Consider the following 24,058-nt stretch of genomic DNA (forward strand, 5'->3'; position numbering starts at 1 on the left):
CCGGGGCGTCGGTGCGGGGGGAACGGGTCAGACGACGCGCGGGTCGGACTCCTGGGTGTCGTCCTCGGGGATGTGGACGTCCTGGACGGTCACGTTGATCTCGGCGACCTCCATGCCGGCGATGTGCTGGATGGCGTCGGCGACGGCGGAGCGCACGTCCTCGGCGACCTTCTGCAGCGGCGCGGGGTACTCGGCGACGATGGTGATGTCGGCGGCGACCTGGCGCTCGCCGACCTCGACCTTGACGCCCTGGCCGCGGTCGTCGTTGCCGATCGCACTGCGGATGGCGCCGATCGCTCGGGCCGCTCCTCCGCCGAGGGCGTGGACGCCCGGGACCTCGCGCGCGGCGATGCCGGCGACCTTGGCGATGACGCCGTCCTCGATCACGGTGCGTCCGGATCCGGTGCTGGTCTGACGGGTGGTGGTCGCGGTGGTCTCGGCCATGGTCTCCTCTTTCGCTCGGGGCCCGATCGCTCGATCAGGCGGGGTATGCAGGTAGGACGCTCCGTCGACGCCGAACGTCACGGTCGGATCCGGCCCGCCCAGGCAACTGCCAGAGAGGCGGGCCGGGCCGGGCCGATCCTCTCAGGAACGCGGTCGACGCCCGTCGATTCGCCCTCGGCCCGGTGCTGTGGTGGCATGGAGCCGTGACCGACGCGACCGCCCCGCAGGCGCCCCTCCCCGATCGGACGGCCGCGCGCATGCGCCCGCGCGCCCTGCTCGTCCTGGCCCTGATCGGCGCGGTCGGCGGGACCCTGTCGGGCGCGTTCGGCGTCGGCGGCGGGATCGTGATGGTGCCGATGCTGATCGCGTGGGCCGGGATGGACCAGCGCCGCGCCTCCGCCACCTCGCTGCTCGCGATCGCTCCGACCTCGGTCGCCGGAGCGTTCGGCTACGCCCTCGCCGGCCAGGTCGCCTGGGTCCCGGCGGCGGTGATCGCGGCTGCGGCGATGCTCGGGGCGGTGGCCGGATCCTGGCTGCTCGCGCGGCTGCCTCTGGGGGTGCTGCGCTGGATGTTCGTGGCGCTGCTCGTGGCCGCGGCGGTGCGGATGGCCGTGTTCGGCTCGAACGACACCGGCGACGTCGCCGAGGGCTGGGGCGTGTGGCCCGGGTTCGCGGGGCTCGGCATCGGGATGGGCGTCGCCTCCGGCCTCTTCGGCATCGGCGGCGGAGCGATCGCCGTGCCGGTCCTGGTCGGCGCCTTCGGGCTCGCGGACCTCCTGGCCAAGGGCACTTCGCTCGCCGCGATGATCCCGACGGCGGTCACCGGCTCGATCGCGAACGCCCGGCGAGGCCTGCTCGACGTGCGCGCAGGCCTCGTGGTCGGGCTCACCGCCACGGCGTTCTCCTTCGCCGGAGTGGCGCTCTCCTTCCTCCTGCCGGCGCGCGTGTCCGGGATCCTCTTCGCGGTCCTCCTCCTGCTCGCCGCGGTGCAGCTCGCCCTCCGCGGGCGGCGCCGCTGAGCCCTGCACGACGCGGACCCCCGCCGTCAACGCCCTGTCCGATCCGTCGCAGACGCTCGTAGCGTCGTCGCGATCGGGCGCGGGCCCGGAGGGGCGGGAGCACGATGGAGCAGCAGCAGCGCGAGCAGCAGGGCCGGCAGCAGCGGCGAGGGGGCGGCGCGAGCCTGCACCGGGACGTCGCACCCGGGGTGCACCGGCTCGAGCACGCCTGGACGAACCTCTACCTGATCGAGGAGGCCGGCCGGCTGACCGTCGTCGACCACCTCGGCGTCGCCCGCAGCCTCGTCCGGCGGGGCGTCCCCGTGCACCTGCACGTGGCCGACCAGCCGCTCGCCGCGCAGCCCTACTCCTACCGCCGCCAGCGCACCCCGTTCGTGTACCCGCTGCTGCACCCCTCCGCGATCCCGGTGCTCGGAGCGATGGCCCGTGCGGGCGCGCTCGCGGTGCCGCCCGTGCACGGGACCCTGCCGCTGACCGCCGGAGCGGTGCTCGACGTGCCCGGATCGCCCCGCGTGCTCGCGACTCCGGGGCACACCGACGGGCACGTCTCGCTGCACCTGCCCGAGCGCGACGCGGTGATCGACGGAGACGCACTGGTCACGCTCGACCCCTACTCCGCGCGCACCGGCCCGCACCTGGTCGCGCGCGCCGCCACCGCCGACACGGCGCAGTCCCTCGACTCGCTGCGGGTCCTCGCCGGGACCGGGGCGCGGACACTCCTGCCCGGCCACGGCGCGCCCTGGCGCCTGGGCGTCGCGGCGGCGGCCGAGCTCGCGGCGCGGACGCCGATCGCCTAGGGCAGGCTCCGCAGGCCGCTCGGACGCCGGTGGCCTGCCTCCCCGGCCGACCCGGTCCCGCAGCCGTGACACCATCGGAGGTGATGTCGATCCCCGGTCCCGCATGAGCGCGGTCAGCTACCAGGCCGCGTCGATCCCCCTCCGCCTGGCCAGCGCCGGCATGGTCGTCGCCCTCCCCGTCCTCGCCGTCGAGCGTCTCGGCGACGTCGCGCTCGGCGGCGCCCTGACCGGAGCGGCGCTCTTCCCCGCCGTGATCGCCGCGCCGCTGGTCGGCACGGTGCTCGACCGGGTCCGCCGCCCCCGCCGGCTCCTGGTCGGCGCCGCGCTCACGACCGCCGTCGCCTTCGCGGTCGCCGCCTTCCTCGGCGAGGTGCCGACGCCGCTCATCGTGCTGCTGCTGCTCCTCGCGGGGCTCGCGACGCCCGTCTACATGGGCGGCATGTCGAGCTTCGTCACGAGCGCCATCCCGGAGCCGCGCCGCGCCTACGCGCAGGACTCGCTCTCGTACACGGTCGCCTCGATCAGCGGGCCGGCGATCGTGGGCCTCGCGGTCGGAGTCGGGGGAGCGCGGACCGCGATGCTCGCCATGGCGGTCCTCGCCCTCATCGGCGTCGTCGGGTCGCTCGGCCTGGCGATGGAGGCTCGTCCGGCGCCGACCGTCGGCGTGCTGCGGACGATCGTCGCGGGCGTCACCCACCTCGTGCGGCACCGTCCGATCGCGGTGGTCACCTCGGCGGGCACGCTCAGCCAGGTCGCGGGCGGAGCGGCGGGAGTCGCGGCGATCAGCCTCTCGGTGGAGCGGCTGGGCAGCACCGACGCCGCCGCGTGGATCCTGACCGCCTTCGCCGTGGGCGGCCTGCTCGGCGCCCTCGCCGTGGCGGCTCGCCGCTGGACCCGCCGTCCGCCGGCGTGGACCATGGGCGCCGCCTACATCGCGACCGGCGCCGTCCTCCTGGTCGCCGTCCCCGACCTGGGCGTCGTCGTGGCGATCGCCGCCTTCGCGGTCGCGGGCGTCTTCACGGCCCCCTCGAACGCGGCGATGCTGCTGCTGCGCGACCAGGAGAGCCCCGCCGCCGTCCGCTCGCAGGTGTTCACGATCGGCGCGGGGCTGCGCTCCGCCGCCGCGGCCGTCGGCGCCGTGCTGGCGGGAGCGGCGTCCGGCCTCGGAGCCTCCTGGCTCGTCGCGGGGATCGCCGTGGTCTGGATCGGCTCCGGCCTGCTCCTGCGCCTGTTCCCCGCGCGCGACCGCGACTGACCCGAGCCGCGCGCGGAGCGCTCGGCGGGACCGGCACCACCGCGCGCGGGGATCGCGATCAGGCCGCGACGCCCGCCAGCGTGCCCGTGCTCGGCCCGTTCGGGTCGGTGATCATGCAGTTGATCGTGCGGTCGCCCGTGCCCCAGCTCTCGGCGGTCGGGTAGTAGTAGCTGAAGTCGTACGCCGAGTCCTGGTAGCCGATCCCGGTGAACGACTCGAACGCCGTGACGCAGTCGGTCTCGGCCTGCTCCGTCGCGACGGACTCGCCCGGGTACTCGTCGGCATCGGCCATCGTCAGGTTCTGGAACACCTCGTAGACGTGCGGGTCGGTGCAGGGCACGGTCGGCACGTCGGTGACCTCGGTCGCCTCCTCGCTGAGCTCGCCGTTCAGGCAGTCGCCCACGCGCAGCTGGAAGACGTCGGTCGTCCCGCCCTCGGTGATCTCCCCGGTCTCGTCGTCGCGGGTCTCGCCTCCCATCAGGCCGTTCAGGCCCGAGCAGCCGGTCAGGCCGAGGGCGAGGGCCGCGCCGGCGGCCAGGACGAGGGCGGTTCTGCGGCGGTTCATGGCGACTCCCGGGATCAGCGGTACGGAGGTGTTCCTGTGACGACTCCCAGGCTAGAGGTGCAGGGCATCCGTCCCGAGGGGGATGCACCCGATCCGGATCTCCACTTTCCGGAGTAGCGGACGCTCAGCCCGGTCCGGTCGAATGGGGTCATGGCTCAGAAGACGGTCGCAGACCAGCTCATCGCTCAGCTCATCGACGCCGGCGTCTCCCGCATCTACGGGATCGTCGGCGACTCGCTGAATCCGATCGTCGACGCGGTGCGCCGCAGCGGCGGCTCCGAGAAGGGAGGCATCGACTGGATCCACGTGCGCAACGAGGAGGCGGCCGCCTTCGCCGCCGGCGCGGAGGCGCAGCTCACCGGGCGCCTCGCCGTCTGCGCCGGCAGCTGCGGCCCCGGCAACCTGCACCTGATCAACGGCCTCTACGACGCGCACCGCTCCTCCGCCCCGGTGCTCGCCATCGCGAGCCACATCCCGAGCAACGAGATCGGCTCGTCCTACTTCCAGGAGACGCACCCGGACAGGCTCTTCGTCGAGTGCTCGAACTACCGCGAGCTGATCTCGACCGCCGCCCAGGCCCCGCGGGTCGTCAACGCCGCGATGCGCAGCGCGGTGGCGCTCCGCGGAGTCGCCGTGGTCACCCTCCCCGGCGACATCGCCGAGCTGGAGGCGGTGGACGGCTTCCCCGCGTTCGTGCTGCCGTCGACGCCCGTCCTGGTCCCCGCCGACGCCGACGTCCGCGCCCTCGCGGCCGCGATCGACCAGGCGCGGACCGTCGCGATCTTCGCGGGCGCCGGAGTGCAGAACGCGCACGACGAGGTCGTCGCCTTCGCCGAGCTGGTGGGCGCGCCCGTCGGGCACAGCCTGCGCGGCAAGGAGTGGATCCAGTACGACAACCCCTACGACGTCGGCATGACGGGCCTCCTCGGCTACGGAGCGGCGCACGCCGGCATTCACGACGCCGATCTGCTCCTCCTCCTCGGCACCGACTTCCCCTACGAGCAGTTCCTCCCCGACGCCTCGAAGGTGGTGATCGCTCAGGTCGACAGCGACGCCTCGAAGCTCGGTCGCCGCGTCAGCGTCGCGCACCCCGTCCACGGCGACGTGGCGGCGACCCTCACCGCGCTGACCCCGCTCGTGCAGCGGAAGGACCACCGCTTCCTCGACAAGACGCTGAAGAAGCACGAGAAGCTGGTCACCGGAGTCGTCGGGAAGTACACCGAGGTCGGCACGCGCAGCCCGATCCACCCCGAGCTCGTCGCGTCCACGCTCGACGGCCTGCTCTCCGAGGACGCGATCGTCACCGCCGACACCGGCATGGGCAACGTCTGGCAGGCCCGCTACATCACCCCCAACGGGAAGCGGCGCCTGCTCGGCTCGTACATGCACGGCTCGATGGCGAACGCGCTGCCGCAGGCGGTCGGCGCGCAGCTCTCGCACCCGGGGCGCCAGGTCGTCTCGCTGAGCGGCGACGGCGGGCTCTCGATGCTGATGGGCGAGCTGGTCACGGTCGCCGCCTACCGGCTGCCCGTGACGATCGTCGTGTTCAACAACTCCACGCTCGGGCTGGTGAAGGTCGAGATGCTGGTCGACGGCTTCCCGGACTTCGCTGTCGACGTGCCGATGGTCGACTACGCGAAGGTGGCGGAGGCGATCGGCATCCGCGGCATCCGCGTCGAGGACCCGCGCGACGTGGAGGAGGCCTTCCGCTCGGCTCTCGCCGACGGCGGCCCGGTCCTCGTCGACGTGGTGACGGATCCGCTCGCCCTCTCGCTCCCACCCACGATCACGGGCGCGCAGGTGAAGGGCTTCGCGCTGGCGGTCTCGAAGATCGTGATGAACGGAGGAGCGGGCGAGGCCGTCGCGCTGGCCCGCACCAACATCAAGCACGCCCTCCGATGATCGACGCCCGGGCGCTCGCGAGCGGCACCTGGTTCGTCCGGGGCTCCTCGCTGCCGCTCTGGCGCTCGCGGTCGGGGGTGGCGATCACGTACGCGCCGCTCCCGACCGGCGGGATCGGCGACGTCGTCAGCTGGCGCGGCCGCACGCGCTCGCACTACGTGGTCGGCATCGACATCCCCGACCCGCACGATCCGTCCGGCTTCCGCTGGCGCGGCGTCGAGCCGCTGACTCTCCTCGCCCGCAGCCGCTGGTCGTTCGTCGCCGCCGACGAGGAGGCGGGCTGGGCGCTCACCCGCTTCGCCCGGACACCGTTCACGCCCGCCGGCGTCGACGTGTACGTCCGCGAGCCGCACCCGGCCCGCGGCGTCCTCGCGGCGGCGCTCGCCGCGTGCGCCGCCGACCCGCGCACGTCCGCGCTGCGCCCGCGCCTCTTCGAGGTCGCGCCCTGACTCCTGAGCGCGCGCCCTCCCGTGAGGCGTCACGAACGGTCGTCACCCTGCCCGGATGACGACCGTTCGTGACGCCTCGGCGGTCGTCGATGCGGAGCCCGGTCGGCGAGTGCTCGTCGCAGGCGCTCGACGGAGCGCTCGGGGTGGGGGACGAACTCGGCGCCGACGATGCGGACGACGCGGACCCCGATCGAGGCGAGGTCGTCGTAGCGGCCGAGGTCGCGCGCGAAGCGCCGGTTGCTGGTGCGATGATCGTCGCCCTCGTACTCCCACGCGACCCGCTCCGCGGGGTACCAGCCGTCCGGCCGCCCGACGAAGACCCCGTCGGAGTCGAACAGCGGCTCCTGCAGCACCGGCTCCGGGAGCCCCGCCCGCATGGACGCGAGCCGGAACCGCGACTCCTGCCGCGACTCCGCCCCGTCGCGCACCAGAGCGAGCGCGGCGCGGAGTCGCACCGAGCCCCGACCGCGGAAGGCCGACACGCGCTCCCGCAGGTCGGGCAGCGGCACCCAGGGCCGTTGATCCGCCGGATCGCCGACGACCGGCGTGCGCACCAGCGCGTCGCCCACCGCGACGAGGTCGTCCGGCTCGAGGAGCGCGGAGAGATGGCAGAAGAGCGAGGCCGGATCGGTGAGGGGGAGTCCGCGGCGGAGGACACAGCGGACGTCGGGATCGGCGAGGGCGTGGCCGACGACGTTCCGGTGCCGGGGAGCGCGTCCCGGCCGGCGGACGCTGACGTGCACCGGCTCGTCCGCAGCGGCGGGCGGGAGGTCGAGCGGCCAGAGCCGCGCCGCCGTCACGTGGCTCAGGAGCGCCTCCGGACCGACCAGCGCGAGGAGCGCCTCCGCGCGCAGGCGCAGGTCGGGGTCGGGGTCGGCGGTGCGGACGCCGTGGAAGGGCCGGTGGAGGTCGGAGCTGCGGAGCCGCCCGCGGCTCAGACCGCTCGCGCGAGCGTCAGCGACGGTGAAGGCGCGGCCGCGGAGTCCGATCGGAAGCGGCGAGGGATCGTGCATCCGGCCACTGTCCCGCCTCCCGATCCTCGTGAACCGGTTCTCCACAGGTCGGATCCGCCGCCCACCCCGCTCGACCGCGTCCATGCGTCACGAACGGCCGCCATCCCGCTCGGATGACGACCGTTCGCGACCCCTCAGCGAGCTGGTGCGCGCAGGTGCGGGCGCGTCACTCGCCGAGCGTGATCGCCTGCGCCTCGACGAACTCGGGCTCGGGCTCGTGGGCGTCGGCGCGAGCCAGGGTGCGGCGTCCGAGCAGCACGATCAGCGCGGCGACGGCGACGGCTCCGGCCGCGGCGTACATCGGGAAGGCCGGCGAGATCGCCGCGGCCAGGGCGGAGGCGGCGGGCGGGGCGATCGCGCCGCCGAGGAAGCGGACGCCGGAGTAGGCGGACGAGGCGACGGAGCGGGGCAGGTCGGTCGCCTCCATCACGCACTCGGTGAGCACCGTGTTGACGACTCCGAGCAGCAGGCCGCCGACGATGATGCAGACGATCAGGCCGACACGGGACGAGATCACGAGGCCGCCGGCGATCAGGTCGAGCGCGAGCAGCAGCAGCACCGAGCGCAGCACGACGGTGCGCGGGAGGCGCCGGGTGAGCAGCGGAGCGACGAACACGGAGGTGATCGCCACGCCCAGGCCCCAGCCGAAGAACGTGAAGCCGAGGCCCATCTCGTCCAGCCCGAGCGGGTAGGGCGTGTAGGCGAGCAGCACGAAGAAGCCGATGTTGTAGAACAGGGCGGCGCCCGCCAGCGTGCGGATGGCCGGGACCTTGAGGGCGGCGAAGGGCGCCGAGAGCGGAGTCGGAGAGGGCTTGGGGCCGTCCTCGCGCAGGAGCGTCGCGATGGCGATGAAGCCGACGGCCATCAGCACGGCGGTCCCGAAGAACGGGCCGCGCCACGAGACGCTGCCGAGGAGCCCGCCGAGCAGCGGGCCGATGGCGATGCCGATGCCCAGCGCGGCCTCGTAGAGCACGATCGCCGCGGAGGAGCCTCCGCTCGCCGCGCCGACGATGGTCGACAGGGCGGTCGAGATGAACAGCGCGTTGCCGAAGCCCCAGCCCGCGCGGAAGCCGATGACGCCCTCGACGCTGCCCGCCGTGCCGGCGAGCGCGGCGAACACCACGATCAGCACCAGGCCGATCATGAGGGTCTTCTTGGCGCCGATGCGGCTGGAGAGCCAGCTGGTGAAGAACATCACGACGCCGGTGATGACGAGGTAGCTCGTGAAGAGCAGCGAGGTCTCGGTCGGAGTCGCCTGCAGGCTCTCGGCGATGGCCGGGAGGATCGGGTCGACCAGGCCGATCCCCATGAAGGCGATCACCGCGGCGAAGGCGACGGCCCAGACGGCCAGCGGCTGCTTCAGGATCGAGCCCTGGGCGGGCGAGTGGGGGGAGGTGGTCACGGCGTGGAGCCTTTCTCGGGGGAGGAGGGGACGGGGGTGCCGGCGATGCGGGCGACGCGGGCCTCGACGAGGGTCGCGGCGCGCTCGAGGGCGAGGCGGTCGTCCTCGTCGAGGCCCGCGAACAGCGGGGCGAGGGCGGCCTCGAGGCGGAGCCGGTGCTCGGCGAGGGCGTCGAAGCCGGCGGGAGTGCCCTCGATCAGCCAGGCGCGGCCGTCGCCGGCGTCGTGGACGCGGCGGATCCAGCCGGCCTCGTCGAGACGGGCGATGATGCCGGTCATCGTCGGCTGGGTGACGCGGACCCGCTCGGCGAGCTCGCCGAGGCGGGAGGGGGAGGCGGTGCGCAGCTCGGCGAGCGTCGACCAGACGGCTCCGGACTGCGCGCCGAGCCCGGTCGCGCCGCTCGCCCGGCCCGCGAACCGCGTGAGGGCGGTGGCGGCGGAGGCGAGACGCACGGGGGCACTGGGATCGGGCACGAGAAACAATATAGCACGCCTATGTAGTTCGGTGGAGGGCGCTTCGAGTCCACCCTCCATCGGGCGCACTCACTGACGTTCTCCTCCGCTTCTGTGACAGGATCGTCCGTATTCGCGCGTCCACTCCCGCGATCACCGATGGAAAGAGAAGTCATGTCCCCCAGCGAGCACGACGTCGTCGTGATCGGAGCCGGTGCCACCGGACTCACCGCGGCGCTCCGGCTGCAGCAGCACGGCCTCGACGTCGTCGTCGTCGAGGCGCGCGAGCGCGTGGGCGGGCGGCTCGAGACCCGCGTGGTCGACGGGCAGCTCCTCGAGCTCGGCGGCCAGTGGGTCTCGCCGGACCAGACGGCGCTCCTCGAGACCCTCGACGAGCTCGGCCTCGGCACCTACTCCCGCTACCGCGAGGGCGAGAGCGTCTACATCGGCGCCGACGGCTCCGCTCGCCGCTTCACCGGCGACATCTTCCCGGGGAGCGAGCGCACCGAGTCCGAGATCTCCCGCCTGATCGAGGTGCTCGACCGCCTCGTCGCCGAGACGGACCCGGCGGCGCCGTGGACGCATCCGCTCGCCCGCGACTACGACCGCGTCACCTTAGCCGCCTGGCTGGAGCAGCAGAGCGACGACGAGGAGGCGCGGGCCAACATCGCCCTCTTCCTCGCCGACGCCATGCTCACCAAGCCGGCGCACGCCTTCTCCCTCCTCCAGGCGCTCCTCATGGCCGCGAGCGCGGGGAGCTTCAGCAACCTGGTCGACGCCGACTTCATCCTCGACAAGCGCGTGATCGGCGGCCTCCAGCAGGTCCCGGAGCGGCTCGCCGAGCGCCTCGGCGCCGAGCGCGTCCTGCTCGGGCACCCGGTCCGCTCCGTCCGCTACGGCGACGACGGGGTCGAGGTGCGCGCCGACGGCGTCGTCCTCCGCGCCCGCCGCGCGATCGTCGCCGTGCCGCCGAACCTCGTCGGCCGCATCTCGTTCGACCCGCCGCTCCCGCGCCTGCGGCAGCAGGCCCTGCAGCACCAGTCGCTCGGCCTCGTGATCAAGGTGCACGCCACCTACGCCACGCCCTTCTGGCGCGCCGACGGCCTCTCCGGCACCGCGTTCAGCCCGCACTCGCTCGTCCACGAGGCCTACGACAACTCGAACCACGGGGAGGAGCGCGGCACCCTGGTCGGCTTCGTCTCGGACGAGAAGGCCGACCGCGTGCTCGCGCTCGACGAGGCGGAGCGGAAGGCCGCGATCCTCGACTCGCTCGCCGCCTACTTCGGCCCGGCCGCACTCGATCCGGTCGTCTACTACGAGAGCGACTGGGCGTCCGAGGAGTGGACGCAGGGCGCGTACGCCGCGAGCTTCGACCTGGGCGGGCTGACCCGGTACGGCGCGCTGCAGCTGGAGCCGGTGGGTCCGCTCCGCTTCGGCACGAGCGACCTCGCCGCCGAGGGCTACCAGCACGTCGACGGCGCCATCCGCGTCGGCAGGCGCCTGGCACAGGAGATCATCGACGAGGACGGCGCGACCGCACCGGCCCCCCACAGCGAAGGAGCACAGCCCGCATGAGCACCCACTACGCCGTGATCGACCCGGCCACGGGGGAGACCCTCCGCGAGTACCCGACCCTCGGTGACGCCGAGCTGACCGCGGCGATCGGCTCGGCGCAGGACGCGTACTCCTCGTGGTCGCGGACCGTGCCCGTCGCGACCCGCGCGGCGCTGATCGCCCGCGTGGCAGAGCTGCACGTCGAGCGCGCCGACGAGCTCGCGGCGATCATCGTCCGCGAGATGGGCAAGCCGCTCGACCAGGCGCAGGGCGAGGTCGGCTTCGCCGCCGACATCTACCGCTACTACGGCGAGAACGGCGAGGCCTTCCTCGCCGACGAGCCGATCGAGCTCGCCGAGGGCACCGGCTCCGCGCTGATCCGCCGCGCCGGGCTGGGCGTGCTCCTGGGCATCATGCCGTGGAACTTCCCCTACTACCAGGTGGCCCGCTTCGCCGGCCCGAACGTGGTCGCGGGCAACACGATCCTGCTCAAGCACGCGCCGCAGTGCCCGGAGTCGGCCGCCGCCATCGCCGACATGTTCCGCACCGCGGCCGAGGAGCTGGGCGCGCCCGCCGGCGTCTACGTGAACCTCTACGCCACGAACGAGCAGGCCGCGACCGTCATCGCCGACCCCCGGGTCCAGGGCGTCTCCGTCACCGGTTCCGAGCGGGCCGGCGCGGCCGTCGCGGAGCTCGCGGGCCGACACCTGAAGAAGGTCGTGCTCGAGCTCGGCGGCTCCGACCCGTTCGTGCTCCTGTCGACCGACGACCTCGACAAGGCGGTCGAGGACGCGGTCGCCGCGCGCCTGGACAACAACGGCCAGTCCTGCAACGCCGCGAAGCGCTTCATCGTCATCGACGAGCTGTACGACGCGTTCGCCGAGAAGTTCACGGAGGCGTTCACCCGCGCCCAGCCGGCCGATCCGTTCGCGGAGGGCACCCTCCTCGGCCCGCTCTCCTCCTCCGCCGCGACGGAGCGCCTCGAGGCGCAGCTGGCGGCCGCGCGCGAGCAGGGGGCCACCGTCCGCGCCAGCGGCGAGGTGACCGGCAACTTCTTCCCGCCCGCCGTGCTCGAGGGCGTCACGCCCGAGATGGACGCCTACCGCGAGGAGTTCTTCGGCCCCGTCGCCGCGCTCTACCGCGTCCGCGACGAGGACGAGGCGATCGCCCTCGCGAACGACACCCCCTACGGCCTCGGCTCCTACCTCTACACGACCGACCAGGAGCAGGCGCTGCGCCTGGCGGACCGGATCGACGCGGGGATGGTCTGGATCAACCTCGTCCTCGGCGACGCGGCCGAGCTGCCCTTCGGCGGTGTGAAGCGCTCGGGCACCGGCCGCGAGATGGGCCGCCCCGCCCTCGAGGAGTTCGTGAACAAGAAGCTCATCCGCATCGCGTGAGACGGGCGCGGGCCGGGCCCTGGAGTCGATCCGGAGCCCGGCCCGCAGCCGCTCGGCGTGCGCCCGCTCACTTCTTCGTCAGCGACGACTCCTTGTGCGCGGCCTTCGCGTCGGTCTTGTCGCTCTGCACGATCCAGTAGGGCTCGTCGTCCGAGGCGTTGAACTTCTGCCCCTCGAACTGGAACTCCTTCGTCTTCTTCTCGACCAGCTCGCCGTGGGTCTCGCCCTGCGAGGTGTTCCAGCTGATCTTGTCGCCCTTCTTCACGAGGCGGCTCCTCTCTCTCGGTCGCGCCGGAGCGCGGTGGTCCCGTCGCGCGGAAGCGCGATGGTGGTGGTGACGTCGACGATCGCCGGAGCGGCGGGCGCCGACGAGAAGCCGAACCGCACGGGCGGCGAGAGCGGGCGCAACGGGCCGAGGTCCTCCTCCGCCAGCACCGCGTGGACGCCCTCGACGCGGCGGATCGCCCGCACGCCGTAGTACTCGCGGCGTCCGTGCCCAGCCGACCCGGCCGTACTGACCCCGCGGACGAGCAGGGAGGCGACCGGCGAGATCGCGGTCAGCCATGCCGGGTGCTCGGCGAGCGGTCGTGGAACGATCCGCAGCAGCCGGCCGAGCGGAGTGAGACCGCCGAGCTCCAGTCGCACCGCGAGCGGTCCGGCCACGACGGACAGGCCGCCCGCGATCCTCCGCCACGACACCGGCGCGATCCGCACCTCGTCGAACGCGTAAGTCGACCCGATGAAGTCCGCGACCTCGCGGGTCGGTGCGATCAGGAGGCGGTGGCCGTCGCCGTCCTCGACCATCGCGTCGGCGAACGGGCCGAAGGGGGTGTCCTCCCAGAGGCCCAGCACGATCCTCGTGCCCGAGGACGTGCCGAACCCCGCGATGCGCCCGCCGAAGCGGAGGAGCCGCGGGGTCCGGCCGGTCATCAGGAGGCCGAGCGCAGCAGCGTGAACGAGCCGTCGCGGACGATCAGCGTGGTGACCTCGCCCTCGACGACCTGCTCCGGGTCGCTCGAGGCGGCCAGCGTCCACTCGGCGCCGGGCGCCTCGGGAACGGTGAACTCGACGCCGTTCTCCGCCGCGTTCAGCAGCAGGGCGAAGCTCGCGCTGCCCTCGTGCTCGAACACGAAGGTGATCGAACGGGCGTCGGGGTTGTCCCAGTCCTCGTCGGCGAAGCCCTGCGCGTCGGAGCGGAGGATGTCGACCGTGTCGGGGCCGCCGTCGCCGGGGGCGCGGCGGAACCACTTCGGGCGCAGCGCCGGCTCCGCGGCGCGGAGGGCGATCAGCTCGCGGGTGAAGGCGAGCAGCTCGCGGTCCGCGTTCTCCCAGTCGAACCACGAGATCTCGTCGTCCTGGCAGTAGGCGTTGTTGTTGCCGCCCTGCGTGCGGGCGATCTCGTCGCCGCCCAGGATCATCGGCACGCCGGCCGAGAGCAGCAGCGTCGCGAGGAAGTTGCGGCGCATGCGGTCGCGGCGCTCGTTGACCGCCTCGTTCTCAGTCGGGCCCTCGGCGCCGTTGTTGGAGGAGCGGTTGTCGCTCTCGCCGTCGTTGTTGTCCTCGCCGTTGGCCGCGTTGTGCTTGCGCGAGTAGGCGGTGAGGTCGGCGAGGGTGAAGCCGTCGTGCGCGGTGACGAAGTTGATGCTGGAGACCGGCGAGCGGCGGTCGGCCTCGTACACGTCGGGGGAGCCGAGGACGCGCTGCGCGGTCGTGCCGAGCACCGAGTCGGCGCCGTTCCAGAAGTCGCGCACGTCGTCGCGGAACTTCCCGTTCCACTCCGACCAGTCCGCGGGGAAGCCGCCGACCTGGTAGCCGGCGGTGTCCCACGGCTCGGCGATCATCTTGACGGGCGCGAGCACCGGGTCCTGCGCGATCAGGTCGAGGAAGGCGCTGTGCACCTCGGCCTCACCGGTCTGGCGGGTGAGGGTGGTGGCGAGGTCGAAGCGGAAGCCGTCGACGTGCATCTCGGTCACCCAGTAGCGCAGCGAGTCCATGATCAGGCCGAGCGCGGCCGGGTGCGCGACGTTGAGGCTGTTGCCGGTGCCGGTGGTGTCGAAGTAGTTCGCGCGGTCCTCCTCCACCAGTCGGTAGTAGGAGCCGTTGTCGATGCCCTTGAACGAGAGGGTGGGGCCCTTGTCGTTGCCCTCGGCGGTGTGGTTGTAGACCACGTCGAGGATGACCTCGAGGCCGGCCTCGTGGAACGCCTTGACCATGGCCTTGAACTCGTCGACCTGCGAGCCGTCGTCCCCGGCGTGCGAGTACTCGTTGTGCGGCGCGAAGAAGCCGAGGGAGTTGTAGCCCCAGTAGTTGCGCAGGCCCTTCTCCTCGAGGTGCGAGTCCTGCACGAACTGGTGCACGGGGAGCAGCTCGACCGAGGTCACGCCCAGGTCGGTGAAGTGCTTGATCGCGGCGGGGTGCGCGAGGCCGCGGTAGGTGCCGCGGATGTCCTCGGGCACGTCGGGGTGCAGCTTCGTGAAGCCCTTCACGTGCACCTCGTAGACGACGGTCTCCTCGAGTGGGATGCGCGGCGCGGTGTCGCCGCTCCAGTCGAAGGAGTCGGGGTCGGTTACGACGCAGCGGGGGACCGCGTGCGCGGAGTCGGCGTCGTTGCGGGAGTCGGCGTCCTCGTAGAACTGGCCGAAGACGTCCTCGGACCAGGTGTACGAGCCCTCGATCGCGGTGGCGTGCGGGTCGAGGAGGAGCTTGGCGGCGTTGTGGCGGAGGCCGTTGGCGGGGTCCCAGGGGCCGTCGACGCGCAGTCCGTAGCGGGTGCCGATGCCCATCTCGGGGACGAGGCCGTGGAAGACGTGGCCGGTCCGCTCGGTGAGGGCGACGCGGGTCTCTGCTCCGGACTCGTCGAAGAGGCAGACCTCGACGCTGTCCGCGGTCTCGGAGTAGACGGCGACGCCGGCGCCGGCGTCGCCGCGGAGGGAGACGCCGAGGGGATACGGGAAGGAACGGGGGGATGCGGGCATGCGTCCATCCTGACCGGGCGGCTCCGGGAGCTTCGCGCCCTTGTCGCCGCGCCCGCCTCCCGCTAATCTTCCAGGCCCTCCCTTCGACACGGCGCCCTCCGCGGGCATATAGTCAGCTGGCTTACTAAATCGTCGGAGGAGAGCGTCGTGCGCAACCGCAAGTGGATCGGGCTGGTCGTCATCAGCCTCGGAGTGGCGACGATCATCGTCGACTCGACCATCGTCAACGTCGCCATCCCGTCGATCGTCGCCGATCTCGGGATCACCTCGACCCAGGTGCAGTGGGTGCAGGAGTCGTACACGCTCGTGTTCGCCGCGCTCCTGCTGGTCTTCGGCACCCTCGCCGACCGCTGGGGCCGGCGCCGCATGCTGATCGTCGGCGTCTCGCTCTTCGCGCTCTCCTCCGTCGCGGCGGCCCTCGCTCCGACCGGCGACCTGCTGATCCTCTCCAGGGTCGTGCAGGGCGTCGGAGGAGCGATGGTGCTGCCGACGACCCTCTCGCTGATCAACGCCACCTTCCGCGGGCGCGAGCGCGCCATCGCCTTCGCCGTCTGGGGCTCGACCATCGGCGGCATGACCGCGGTCGGCCCGCTGCTCGGCGGCTGGCTCACCACCGACTTCTCCTGGCGCTGGGCGTTCGGCATCAACATCCCGCTCGGCGTGATCATCGTGGTCGGAGCGCTGCTGTTCGTCGACGAGTCGCGGCAGCCCGACGGGCGGAGGGTCGACCTCGTCGGCGCCGCGCTCTCGATCATCGCCTCCGCCTCCCTGGTGTTCGCCCTCATCGAGGGGCGCACCCTCGGCTGGTGGGGCGTCGACGAGCGCCTGAGCGTCGGCGGCTGGAGCTGGCCGCTCGGTCTCTCGCCGGTCCCGATCGCGTTCGCCGTCGCGGTACTCGCCGGGGTCGCCTTCGTCCTCTGGGCGCGGGCCCGCGAGCGCGCCGGGCGCTCGGCGATGCTCGCGATCGGGCTCTTCCGCCTCGCCTCGTTCCGCAACGGCAACCTCGCCGCGATGATCGTCTCGCTCGGCGAGTTCGGGATCATCCTGGCGCTGCCGATCTGGCTCCAGAGCGTCCTCGGCTACACGGCCGTGCAGACCGGCCTGGTGCTCCTCGCGCTCGCGCTCGGCTCCTTCGTCGCCTCGGGCTTCGCCGGCGCCTTCGGCAACAGGGTCGCGCCGGTGCTGATCGTGCGGGTGGGTCTCGCGGCCGAGATCGTCGGCGTCGCGGGCATCGGCCTGGTCGTCTCCGACTCCACTCCGTGGTGGGCCCTCGTCCCGTTCCTCGCCGTCTACGGCTTCGGCGTCGGCCTCGCGACGGCGCAGCTGACCGGGGTCGTGCTCCGGGACGTGCCCGTCGAGCTCAGCGGGCAGGGCTCGGGCACGCAGTCGACCGCGCGGCAGATCGGCTCGGCGCTGGGCATCGCCGTGCTCGGGACGATCCTCTACACCTCGACCGCGGGGGTCCTCACGACCTCGCTCGAGCAGCAGGGCCTCCCCGCGGAGCAGGTCGCGAGCACCGTCGACGCGGTGGTCGACTCCTCCGGCGCCGCGATCGCCGGGCTGGCCGCCTCACCGGACACCGCCGACGCTGCCCGGGCGGCGGGCGAGGCGTTCTCGGACGGCACCCGCTACGCGGCCTTCGCCGCCGCCGGGTTCCTCGCCGTCGGCTTCCTGGCCACGCTCTCGCTCGGCCGCCCGGCAGAGGAGGAGGAGCCGGAGGTCAGCTCAGCGGAGCCGAGTCGTCGGCGGTGAAGACGATCTTGCCGATCGTGCGGTCGGCGCCGGTCGCTCGGCGCGACAGCACGTCGACGACGTCGCCCAGCGGATGCACGGCGCCCGGCCGGGGCCGCAGCTCGCCGGAGGTGGCGAGCGAGACCGCGCGCCCGATCCGCTCCGCCGTCGCCACCACGATCATGTTGCGCACCCGCGGGCGGTCGCGGCGGACGAGGCCCGTCGCCTGCGAGACCAGCGCCGGACCGCTCGGCACCAGCGTCGCGATGCGCCCGCCCTCGGCCAGGAGGATCGCCGCGTCGTCGACCGGCAGGTGGCCGGAGACGTCGACGACCACGTCGAAGCGGCCGCCCAGCACCCCGAGGTCGAGCGCGCGGTAGTCGTGCGGCTCGGCGCCGAGCGAGCGGAGCAGGTCGGCGGAGGCGGCCGAGCCGGTGGCCGCGACCGTGCAGCCCGCCCGCACCAGCAGCTGGATCGTCGGATCGCCGATGGCTCCCGAGCCGCCGCTGACGAGGACGCGCTCGCCGGCGCGCACGTGCAGTGCGTCCACCAGGCCCACCGCGGTGCCGCCCGACATCGCGAGCGTGACGGCCTCGACGAAGCCGAGGGAGTCGGGCATCGGGACGAGCGAGCGGCTGCGCGCGATGGACGCACCGGCGAAGGCGTCGCCGTCGCGGGTCATCCCCACCACGCGGTCGCCGATCGCGACCGAGTGCGACCCCGGGCCGAGCGCCTCGACGGTGCCGGCGATGTCGAGGCCGAACCCGTAGGGACGGGAGCGGCCGACGGCCATGATCCGCGCGGAGCCGGACAGGATCTTCTCGTCGGTCGCGTTGATGCTCGCCGCGCGCGTGCGCACCAGGACCTCGCCGCGACCCGGCATCGGCACCGGCGCCTCCCGCCACGAGAGCAGATCGGGCCCGCCGAACCTGTCGTACCCGAGTCGTCGCATGTCGCTCCCGTCGTCCGTGCCAGCCCCCCGAGCCTAGGGCGTGGCCGCTGAGCGGAGGCGTCGCGGGAGCCCGGCGGAACCCCCTCCGGTACCCGCGGGCCCGGTGCTACCGTGGCGGCCATGAGCGCAGACGACAGTCCCGAGTTCGCAGGCTTCGAGGGCACCCCCTCCACCGATGCGGAGAAGGCCGACGACGTCCGCCCCGCCGACGCCGAGGTCGAGGAGAACACGACGGCCGACGAGAGCCGCGACCCGGACCACGGCTACGACCCGATGAGCGAGAGCGGCTCCGAGAACGCCCCCGAGGACGAGGTCGGCCCCCGCGAGGACGAGGAGGGCCTGCTTCCCCCCGGCAGCACCGCCGAGGGAGCCGGCACCGCGCTCGGCGCCGACGCCGTCGAGGGCGGCGAGCCCCTGGGAGAGAACGCGAGCGCCGGCACCCCCGGCCAGCTCGCCGACGAGCGCTGGCGCACCAACGGCATCAACCCGCTGGGTTGAGCCTTCTCCCGCGGCGGTCCCCGCCCGCCGCGGCGCAGTCGGCTACTCGGGATGGCCGGGCGGGTGGAGCGTCCTGCGTCCAGCTACGACGGAACGCTGACACGCGTTCCGCCGGTTCGCCTCGCGGACACAGCGGCGGTGGACGCCCGGTCGCGCGGGCCATCGACTCCTCCATCCACGGCCACGGCGGTGCGCCGTGAGGCGAACCGTCGAAACGCGTTCCAGCGTTTCGGCGTAGCCGGTCGCGACACGCTCCACCTGCCAGGCCGTCTGCGGGAGCCGACCGCGCCGCGGCGGGCGGGGACCGCCGCGGGAACGAACACCGCCTGAGGCGAACCGTCGAAACGCGTTCCAGCGTTTCGGCGTAGCCGGTCGCGACACGCTCCACCTGCCCGGCCGTTTGCGGGAGCCGACCGCGCCGCGGCGGGCCGGGACCGCCGCGGGAGTGAACACCGCCTGAGGCGAACCGTCGAAACGCGTTCCAGCGTTTCGGCGTAGCCGGACGCGACCCGCTCCACCTGCCCGGCCACTCCTGGGAGCCGACCGCGCCGCGGCGGGCGGGGACCGCCGCGCAACAAACACAGCTGGCGTTCCGGTTGCTCGGAGGAGGAGCAGGGGTGGGCGCCGTAGCGTTCCGGGAGCGCGGCACGCCGGTCGCGCGGACGGGGAGTCCCATGTCGTTGTTCCTGAACCGCATTCGTGAGGTCCGATGGACCGAGGACGAGAGGCGGGCGCTGGCCGAGGCGGTGGCGGAGGACCGGGCCGACGCCTGGCGCGGAGTGGGTGCGCTGGATCGCACCGTCGTCGTCTCGACCGAGGATCCCGGCGTCCGCGGCGGCGCGCGCTGGCCCACCGATCACCGTGCGTTCCTGCGCGTCGACCGCGGCGCCTCCGTGGTGCTCGCGACCGACGGGCTGAGCGATCCCTTCGACCGGCTCGCGCATCCCGGCACCGGTCTCGGCCTCGAGCTGTGCCTCGAGACGTCCGCCGTCCGCGGCGTCCCCACCGCCGAGCTCTGGAACCACTGGCACTTCCGCCTGCTGTACGAGGCCGCCCGACGGGCCGCCCTGCAGGGGGTGTGCTGCCGCAGCTCCCTCGACACGGCGCGGCTCGCGAACGTCGCGGCGCCGCCCGCCTGGACCGATGAGCAGGGCACCGTCGGCGTCCTCCTGGGCCTGCGCAGCTCCGGCCTGCCCGAGCGGCTCGACCTGGCGACCGGTCACGCCGACCTGGTCACCCTCACGCCGCTGCGGCCGCAGGAGCACGCCCGGGCGTCGGTCGACGCGGGCGCCCGTGCCGAGATCGCCGAGCGCCTCCGGGCCCTGCCGCACGAGGAGCTCGTGCACACGGCCCGGCCGCTCGTGGTCTGAGGAGCGTCGCGGCTCAGGAGCCCTCGGCCGGCTCCGGCACCACGGTCATCTCGCCGGTGTTGTTCGCGCTCGCGATGAACTGCTCGATCCACAGGCGGTTCAGCGACGGCCGCTTGCTGCCGTGGAACCGGAAGTGCAGCGGAGTCGTCGGGTGCACCCAGACGGAGCTGCGGCCGTAGCCGGACGACTCCGGCTCGCTCCAGGAGAGGCTGAACGACTCGTTCCGCCGCATCTTGGTGAACATCGCGACCTTGAGGTGCGCGAGGAGCCGGTCCTCGAAGTCGATCTCGAGTGATTGCGGTCCGTAGATCAGTCGTCCCATTGTCTCCGCCGTGAAGTGGTGCCGACGCGCCGGAGTCCCGGACGGCGTCGCGGGCTCCGTGAGCTCGGGAGCCGCCACGGAGAGGATACCGATCCTGCGGCCCGGAGGGGTGACACGGGTTCCGCCTCCGCCGGCCGGGGGCGGAATCACCCCGTCAACGACGGACGCCCCGCCGACCGGATCCGGGGATCCTGGTCGACGGGGCGTCGGAAGTCGGAGATTACTCGCCGACGCCGCGGATGTTCGCGGCCTGCGGGCCCTTGCGGCCCTGCTCGACGTCGTACTCGACGTGCTGGTTCTCGACGAGCTCGCGGTAGCCCTGCTTCGCGATGGCGGAGAAGTGCGCGAACACGTCGGCGCCTCCGTCGTCGGGAGCGATGAAGCCGAAGCCCTTTTCGGAGTTGAACCACTTAACGGTGCCAGTAGGCATTTCTTTTCCTTATGTGTTAATGACGCCGACCGGGGCCGGCGTCGTCAGAGTCCGCACGAGTGTGCGGTACCCGCTCGACTCGGCTTCCGCGGGTGAAACACGCGTCGGCCGGAGTCGTCCGGGTCGTCTAGGGGCTGAGCTCGCGCCTCCGGGGGAGGGCGGCTCTGCGGGGGAGAACGTCCCGCGCACCGGGCGAGCCGGTGGAGCGGGGGTCGAACGAGGAACGGCGCGGCTTCCGCGGCGTCCTGTGAAGGGCGGTACCCGCGTGCGAGGCGGGCGTTCGAACCGGAGGACCGAGGACGATGCTCTCGGTCGATGCGGTCTCTATCAGGGGCTGAGTCTCTTCGTCGTCGTGCGACTTCTCAGCCGTGGAATTCGGGCGATCGCCCAGGAGATGACTCGACTCTACGGGATCACGGCCCCCGAGCGCGACCGCTCGCGTCACACTGAGCGCCGATCCGCCTGCGCTGGACGGCCGGAAGGCCCGCTGGAGCGGGTCGCGGTGTGCCACGATACGACTCGGAACGCGCCGACCCCACCGCCGACGCCGCGGTGCTGCTGCGCGAGCAGCGGGAGGTCGGCGTGCTCTGCGCTCGGCGGGCCGGCGGGGTGCTCACCGCCGCCTCAGCCCTGCACCTGATCGCCCTGACTCCGGCCCAGCTGCTGACGGTGGTGCCGAGCGCCGCGCTGCTCGTCGTCTCGGCGCTCGTGCAGCTCGCGCCCAGCCGGTCCGTCGCGACGGGGGCGAGGGCGGTCGCCCTCGGGCTCGCGCTGGACGTCGCGGCGCTCGTCGCGTTCCTCTCGCCGGACGTCGACGCCTCCCTCCGAGCCGTCCTGAGCGGGATCACGATGCTCACCTCGATGGCGCTGCCGTGCGCGATGCTCGCCGTCGGCGCCTGGCGGGGCCTGCCCTGGGCCGCGGTCCTGGCGCTGCTCCCGGTCCTGGTCCTCGGGGCGGCGACGACGGGGGCGTCCGGGCGCGCGCCGTTCGTCCTCCTCTCGATCGTCGTCTGCTGGGCCCTGCTGCTGACGGCCGCCCGCTGGCTCGCGGGCAGCGTCGCGCGGGCCCACGTCGGCACGGCCCGTCTCCGGAGGGCCCACGACGCCGAGCGCCGCTCCAGCGAGACCGAGTCGCGGCACCGCGCCGACGCGCGGCTCATGCACGACACCATCCTGGCGACCCTGACGCTCGTGGCCCATCGGGGCGAGGGAGTGCCGGCTCCGGTGCTGCGCGACCGGGCGGCGGCCGACCTCGCGCTCCTGCGCGGTGTGGAGGCGGTGGACGAGCCGGAGCCGGCCTCCGGCGTCCGGCTGCCCGAGCCGCTCGCCGCGCTCGGTCGGCGGTCGGCGGAGGTCGGCGTCGAGGTGCGCTGGCACGGCGGTGCCCAGCCGCGGATCCGTGCGGAGGTGCTCGACGCCCTGGTGCGCGCGACCGGGGAGTGCCTCGAGAACGTGCGCCGTCACTCCGGGGCAGCGCTGGCGCACGTGAGCGTCGCGGAGGAGGCGGGCTCGCTCCGCGTCGTCGTCACGGACGAGGGGCGCGGCTTCGATCCGGCCGCGGTGCCGCCGGGGCGCCTGGGCCTCGCGGAGTCCGTCGTCGGCCGCGTCGAGGCGGTGGGCGGCACGGTCCGGGTCTTCTCGGCGCCGGGATCCGGCGCGACCGTGCTGCTGAGCGTGCCGCTGCTGAGCGTGCCGCTGTGAGCGGGACGCGGCAGGAGGAGGGGCCGGAGGACGGGACGCTCCTCGAGCTGGTCCGCGCGGCGGATCGGAGCCCCGGAGCGCTGTGGAGCATCCGCGAGCGCCTCACCCGGCCGAACCGCCTGAGCGGGAGCTACCTCGGGCTGGGCTTCCTCACCATGGCGGTGATGCTCGACATCCGCGGACTGATCTCGTACCTCTGGTCCCTCGACGCCCGGTCCGCGACCTGGGTGAGCGGTCTCTCCTGGCTGCTCGTGATCGCCGCGAGCGCGGCGGGGGCCGCGATCGCCCTGCGCCGCCACGGCGAGCTGCCGCGCTGGGCCTTCGCGGGCGTCCTCGGCGTCGACGTGATCGCGCTGCTGCTCGAGTTCGCCGACCACGCGCTGCCCACTCCGGCACCGATGTACTACCCGTCGGTCTGCGTGGGAGTGGGCGCGGGCGTGATCGCGCTGATCACCTTCCAGCCGCTCTCGCGCTCGTTCCTCGCCCTCGTGGTCCTGGTCGCGCTCGCGGCGCTCGGACTCGTCGGCCAGGCGCTGCTCGGCGACGGAGGCGCCGCCCTCGCGGTGGGCAACGTCCTCCTCGCCGTCGCGCCCGCGGCCGTGTGCGTCGTCGTGCTCACCTCGCTCGACCAGTACGTGCGGCGCACGCTCGACCGCAGCCTGGCCGACGGCACCGTCCACGCCGCGGACGACGAGTTCTCGCAGGTGGACGCCCGCATCGAGGAGCTCCTCGAGCGGGTCCGGACGCCGGTGCCGCTGGACGAGGAGCTGGGCGAGCGGGCGCGGGTGCTCGGAGACGAGCTCCGCGAGGCGCTCGCCCGCAGCCACGACCGCACCTGGCTGAGGATCGCGGTGGAGGAGTCGGCGCTGCTGTCCTCCGCTGTCGCGATCGACGATCCGAGCGGGGCTGCGGCGCTGCTGGCCCCGCTCGACCGCTCGCGGCTGCTCTCGGTGCTCTGGCTGCTCACCGCCCCCGCGGGGAGGACTCCGCTCGCCGTCCGCCTGGAGCCGGGCCAGAGCGGCGGGGTGGAGCTCGCCCTGGTCGCCGCGGGCATCCGCGCCCGCGACCTCGACCGCTCGGTCTGGGGCATCCTCAGCGAGCTCGGCGAGCACCGCACGACGACCGACCACGGCGCGACGAGGATCCTCGTCGCCCACCGGCCCCGCAGGAGGACGACGACATGAGCGACGAGCCCGCGATCACGCTGGCCATCCTCGACGACCACCCGATCCTGCTGGCGGCGCTGGCGGAGTGGATCCGCCGCTCGGGCACGGACATCCGCGTGGCGGCGACGGCCGGCACCTGGACGGACCTGCTCGCTCACCCGGCCTTCCCGACCGACGTGGTGCTGCTCGACATCGACCTCGGCGACGAGCTCGACCTCGCCATGAAGATCCGGATCATCGCGGCCGCCGGCGCCGCCACGATCATCATCAGCACGCACTCCGAGCCGGGGACGATCAGCCGGGCGCTCGAGGCCGGGGCGCACGGCTACGTGGTCAAGAGCGAGCGGACCGAGACGATCCTCGCGGCGATCCGGACGGCGGCGCGCGACGAGCGCTTCCTGACGGCGCAGACGCGGGAGCTGCTCGGGGCCGACCGCCCGGGCACCCTGACGCACCGCGAGCGGGAGATCGTGCGCCTCTTCGTCGACGGGATGCCGCTGAAGCAGGTCGCGACGCTCCTCGGCATCACCCAGGACGCCGCGCGGAGCTCGCTGCGCAGCGCCCGAGGCAAGTACCGGGCGGAGGGACTGGCCGTCGGCACGAAGATCTCGCTCCGCAGGCAGGCTCTGCGCGACGGGATCGTCGAGCGCTAGGCGCGCGC

24 protein-coding genes are annotated in these 24,058 nt (G+C 73.5%); 13 read left to right on the top strand and 11 right to left on the bottom strand.

Annotation, left to right across the window (positions count from 1 at the left end):
* Positions 1–27 precede the first annotated feature (27 nt).
* On the bottom strand, positions 28–444 hold the full coding sequence (locus tag C5D36_RS03785; protein WP_104225148.1) for an Asp23/Gls24 family envelope stress response protein: 417 nt from the start codon (positions 442–444) through the stop codon (positions 28–30).
* A gap of 203 nt (positions 445–647) precedes the next feature.
* Here C5D36_RS03785 and C5D36_RS03790 point away from each other — a divergent pair, with 203 nt between their 5' ends.
* The 3 genes from C5D36_RS03790 (at position 648) to C5D36_RS03800 (ending at position 3,515) form a co-directional block, all read left to right on the top strand.
* On the top strand, positions 648–1,463 hold the full coding sequence (locus C5D36_RS03790) for a sulfite exporter TauE/SafE family protein (protein ID WP_104233037.1): 816 nt from the start codon (positions 648–650) through the stop codon (positions 1,461–1,463).
* A gap of 104 nt (positions 1,464–1,567) precedes the next feature.
* Positions 1,568–2,260 carry an MBL fold metallo-hydrolase gene (locus C5D36_RS03795; protein WP_104257980.1) on the top strand — a complete coding sequence of 231 codons (693 nt, stop codon included), beginning with the start codon at positions 1,568–1,570 and terminating at the stop codon, positions 2,258–2,260.
* 103 nt (positions 2,261–2,363) lie between these two features.
* A complete protein-coding gene (locus C5D36_RS03800) occupies positions 2,364–3,515 on the top strand; it encodes an MFS transporter (RefSeq protein WP_104257981.1) in 1,152 nt (383 codons plus the stop codon).
* A 58-nt stretch (positions 3,516–3,573) separates the two neighbouring features.
* Here C5D36_RS03800 and C5D36_RS03805 read toward each other — a convergent pair whose 3' ends face one another.
* Positions 3,574–4,080, bottom strand: coding sequence for a septum formation family protein (locus tag C5D36_RS03805; RefSeq protein WP_104226088.1), 507 nt, complete (start codon positions 4,078–4,080; stop codon positions 3,574–3,576).
* A gap of 150 nt (positions 4,081–4,230) precedes the next feature.
* On the opposite strand from C5D36_RS03805, the gene C5D36_RS03810 reads away from it, so the two are divergent.
* Both C5D36_RS03810 and C5D36_RS03815 read left to right on the top strand, forming a co-directional pair.
* Positions 4,231–5,982: a pyruvate dehydrogenase gene (locus C5D36_RS03810; RefSeq protein ID WP_104295215.1), complete on the top strand. Its 1,752-nt coding sequence runs from the start codon at positions 4,231–4,233 to the stop codon at positions 5,980–5,982.
* Complete coding sequence (locus C5D36_RS03815; protein WP_104249952.1) at positions 5,979–6,431, top strand: hypothetical protein; 453 nt, start codon at positions 5,979–5,981, stop codon at positions 6,429–6,431. Before C5D36_RS03810 ends, C5D36_RS03815 begins: the two co-directional genes overlap by 4 nt.
* Positions 6,432–6,460: 29 nt before the next feature.
* On the opposite strand, the gene C5D36_RS03820 is transcribed toward C5D36_RS03815, so the two are convergent.
* The 3 genes from C5D36_RS03820 to C5D36_RS03830 all read right to left on the bottom strand — a co-directional run bounded on the left by C5D36_RS03820 (position 6,461) and on the right by C5D36_RS03830 (position 9,319).
* On the bottom strand, positions 6,461–7,444 hold the full coding sequence (locus C5D36_RS03820) for a hypothetical protein (protein ID WP_104295216.1): 984 nt from the start codon (positions 7,442–7,444) through the stop codon (positions 6,461–6,463).
* A 166-nt stretch (positions 7,445–7,610) separates the two neighbouring features.
* Positions 7,611–8,846 carry an MFS transporter gene (locus C5D36_RS03825; RefSeq protein ID WP_104295217.1) on the bottom strand — a complete coding sequence of 412 codons (1,236 nt, stop codon included), beginning with the start codon at positions 8,844–8,846 and terminating at the stop codon, positions 7,611–7,613.
* Positions 8,843–9,319, bottom strand: a complete 477-nt coding sequence (locus C5D36_RS03830) for a MarR family winged helix-turn-helix transcriptional regulator (protein WP_181072760.1) — start codon at positions 9,317–9,319, stop codon at positions 8,843–8,845. The genes C5D36_RS03825 and C5D36_RS03830 overlap by 4 nt, the downstream gene beginning before the upstream one ends.
* Positions 9,320–9,472: 153 nt before the next feature.
* On the opposite strand from C5D36_RS03830, the gene C5D36_RS03835 reads away from it, so the two are divergent.
* Positions 9,473–10,873, top strand: a complete 1,401-nt coding sequence (locus C5D36_RS03835; RefSeq protein WP_104295219.1) for an NAD(P)/FAD-dependent oxidoreductase — start codon at positions 9,473–9,475, stop codon at positions 10,871–10,873.
* On the top strand, positions 10,870–12,252 hold the full coding sequence (locus tag C5D36_RS03840) for an NAD-dependent succinate-semialdehyde dehydrogenase (RefSeq protein ID WP_104295220.1): 1,383 nt from the start codon (positions 10,870–10,872) through the stop codon (positions 12,250–12,252). The genes C5D36_RS03835 and C5D36_RS03840 overlap by 4 nt, the downstream gene beginning before the upstream one ends.
* A gap of 67 nt (positions 12,253–12,319) precedes the next feature.
* Here the strand turns inward: C5D36_RS03840 and C5D36_RS03845 are convergent, their stop codons facing one another.
* The 3 genes from C5D36_RS03845 to glgX are packed head-to-tail and all read right to left on the bottom strand — an operon-like array spanning position 12,320 to position 15,227.
* Entirely contained in the window at positions 12,320–12,517 is a 198-nt protein-coding gene (locus tag C5D36_RS03845; protein WP_056866275.1) for a DUF2945 domain-containing protein, read from the bottom strand.
* Entirely contained in the window at positions 12,514–13,182 is a 669-nt protein-coding gene (locus tag C5D36_RS03850) for a hypothetical protein (protein ID WP_104295221.1), read from the bottom strand. The genes C5D36_RS03845 and C5D36_RS03850 overlap by 4 nt, the downstream gene beginning before the upstream one ends.
* Positions 13,182–15,227, bottom strand: a complete 2,046-nt coding sequence (gene glgX / locus C5D36_RS03855; RefSeq protein ID WP_104295222.1) for a glycogen debranching protein GlgX — start codon at positions 15,225–15,227, stop codon at positions 13,182–13,184. The genes C5D36_RS03850 and glgX overlap by 1 nt, the downstream gene beginning before the upstream one ends.
* A gap of 147 nt (positions 15,228–15,374) precedes the next feature.
* Here glgX and C5D36_RS03860 point away from each other — a divergent pair, with 147 nt between their 5' ends.
* The gene (locus C5D36_RS03860) at positions 15,375–16,979 is read left to right on the top strand and encodes a DHA2 family efflux MFS transporter permease subunit (RefSeq protein WP_104246954.1); all 1,605 of its coding nucleotides are present in this window, start codon (positions 15,375–15,377) and stop codon (positions 16,977–16,979) included.
* On the opposite strand, the gene C5D36_RS03865 is transcribed toward C5D36_RS03860, so the two are convergent.
* Positions 16,948–17,910, bottom strand: coding sequence for an NADP-dependent oxidoreductase (locus C5D36_RS03865; protein WP_104295223.1), 963 nt, complete (start codon positions 17,908–17,910; stop codon positions 16,948–16,950). The genes C5D36_RS03860 and C5D36_RS03865 overlap by 32 nt on opposite strands.
* A 120-nt stretch (positions 17,911–18,030) precedes the next feature.
* On the opposite strand from C5D36_RS03865, the gene C5D36_RS03870 reads away from it, so the two are divergent.
* On the top strand, positions 18,031–18,408 hold the full coding sequence (locus C5D36_RS03870; RefSeq protein WP_146083687.1) for a hypothetical protein: 378 nt from the start codon (positions 18,031–18,033) through the stop codon (positions 18,406–18,408).
* A 674-nt stretch (positions 18,409–19,082) separates the two neighbouring features.
* The gene (locus tag C5D36_RS03875; RefSeq protein ID WP_104355154.1) at positions 19,083–19,778 is read left to right on the top strand and encodes a hypothetical protein; all 696 of its coding nucleotides are present in this window, start codon (positions 19,083–19,085) and stop codon (positions 19,776–19,778) included.
* A 13-nt stretch (positions 19,779–19,791) separates the two neighbouring features.
* Here C5D36_RS03875 and C5D36_RS03880 read toward each other — a convergent pair whose 3' ends face one another.
* Positions 19,792–20,100: a hypothetical protein gene (locus C5D36_RS03880; RefSeq protein ID WP_104226101.1), complete on the bottom strand. Its 309-nt coding sequence runs from the start codon at positions 20,098–20,100 to the stop codon at positions 19,792–19,794.
* A 220-nt stretch (positions 20,101–20,320) separates the two neighbouring features.
* Positions 20,321–20,530, bottom strand: a complete 210-nt coding sequence (locus tag C5D36_RS03885) for a cold-shock protein (RefSeq protein WP_055786246.1) — start codon at positions 20,528–20,530, stop codon at positions 20,321–20,323.
* A gap of 504 nt (positions 20,531–21,034) precedes the next feature.
* Between C5D36_RS03885 and C5D36_RS03890 the strand changes: the two genes are divergently transcribed.
* Genes C5D36_RS03890 through C5D36_RS03900 form a run of 3 tightly spaced genes read left to right on the top strand, consistent with a single transcriptional unit; the run spans position 21,035 to position 24,050 of the window.
* On the top strand, positions 21,035–22,231 hold the full coding sequence (locus C5D36_RS03890; protein ID WP_104295226.1) for a sensor histidine kinase: 1,197 nt from the start codon (positions 21,035–21,037) through the stop codon (positions 22,229–22,231).
* The gene (locus C5D36_RS03895; RefSeq protein ID WP_104295227.1) at positions 22,228–23,415 is read left to right on the top strand and encodes a hypothetical protein; all 1,188 of its coding nucleotides are present in this window, start codon (positions 22,228–22,230) and stop codon (positions 23,413–23,415) included. Before C5D36_RS03890 ends, C5D36_RS03895 begins: the two co-directional genes overlap by 4 nt.
* Positions 23,412–24,050 (top strand): response regulator transcription factor, encoded by a 639-nt coding sequence (locus C5D36_RS03900; protein ID WP_104295228.1) that lies wholly within the window; start codon positions 23,412–23,414, stop codon positions 24,048–24,050. The genes C5D36_RS03895 and C5D36_RS03900 overlap by 4 nt, the downstream gene beginning before the upstream one ends.
* The last annotated feature ends 8 nt before the right edge of the window (positions 24,051–24,058 follow it).

The organism is Rathayibacter sp. AY1C6 (assembly GCF_002931535.1).
In the GTDB taxonomy this organism is placed as follows: domain Bacteria; phylum Actinomycetota; class Actinomycetes; order Actinomycetales; family Microbacteriaceae; genus Rathayibacter.

Bases quoted from the DNA above. Each gene is read 5' to 3' on its own strand.
- C5D36_RS03785 (WP_104225148.1), bottom strand. From the start codon at position 444: ATGGCCGAGACCACCGCGACCACCACCCGTCAGACCAGCACCGGATCC.
- C5D36_RS03795 (WP_104257980.1), top strand. From the start codon at position 1,568: ATGGAGCAGCAGCAGCGCGAGCAGCAGGGCCGGCAGCAGCGGCGAGGG.
- C5D36_RS03800 (WP_104257981.1), top strand. From the start codon at position 2,364: ATGAGCGCGGTCAGCTACCAGGCCGCGTCGATCCCCCTCCGCCTGGCC.
- C5D36_RS03805 (WP_104226088.1), bottom strand. From the start codon at position 4,080: ATGAACCGCCGCAGAACCGCCCTCGTCCTGGCCGCCGGCGCGGCCCTC.
- C5D36_RS03810 (WP_104295215.1), top strand. From the start codon at position 4,231: ATGGCTCAGAAGACGGTCGCAGACCAGCTCATCGCTCAGCTCATCGAC.
- C5D36_RS03815 (WP_104249952.1), top strand. From the start codon at position 5,979: ATGATCGACGCCCGGGCGCTCGCGAGCGGCACCTGGTTCGTCCGGGGC.
- C5D36_RS03820 (WP_104295216.1), bottom strand. From the start codon at position 7,444: ATGCACGATCCCTCGCCGCTTCCGATCGGACTCCGCGGCCGCGCCTTC.
- C5D36_RS03835 (WP_104295219.1), top strand. From the start codon at position 9,473: ATGTCCCCCAGCGAGCACGACGTCGTCGTGATCGGAGCCGGTGCCACC.
- C5D36_RS03840 (WP_104295220.1), top strand. From the start codon at position 10,870: ATGAGCACCCACTACGCCGTGATCGACCCGGCCACGGGGGAGACCCTC.
- C5D36_RS03850 (WP_104295221.1), bottom strand. From the start codon at position 13,182: ATGACCGGCCGGACCCCGCGGCTCCTCCGCTTCGGCGGGCGCATCGCG.
- glgX (WP_104295222.1), bottom strand. From the start codon at position 15,227: ATGCCCGCATCCCCCCGTTCCTTCCCGTATCCCCTCGGCGTCTCCCTC.
- C5D36_RS03865 (WP_104295223.1), bottom strand. From the start codon at position 17,910: ATGCGACGACTCGGGTACGACAGGTTCGGCGGGCCCGATCTGCTCTCG.
- C5D36_RS03870 (WP_146083687.1), top strand. From the start codon at position 18,031: ATGAGCGCAGACGACAGTCCCGAGTTCGCAGGCTTCGAGGGCACCCCC.
- C5D36_RS03875 (WP_104355154.1), top strand. From the start codon at position 19,083: ATGTCGTTGTTCCTGAACCGCATTCGTGAGGTCCGATGGACCGAGGAC.
- C5D36_RS03880 (WP_104226101.1), bottom strand. From the start codon at position 20,100: ATGGGACGACTGATCTACGGACCGCAATCACTCGAGATCGACTTCGAG.
- C5D36_RS03885 (WP_055786246.1), bottom strand. From the start codon at position 20,530: ATGCCTACTGGCACCGTTAAGTGGTTCAACTCCGAAAAGGGCTTCGGC.
- C5D36_RS03900 (WP_104295228.1), top strand. From the start codon at position 23,412: ATGAGCGACGAGCCCGCGATCACGCTGGCCATCCTCGACGACCACCCG.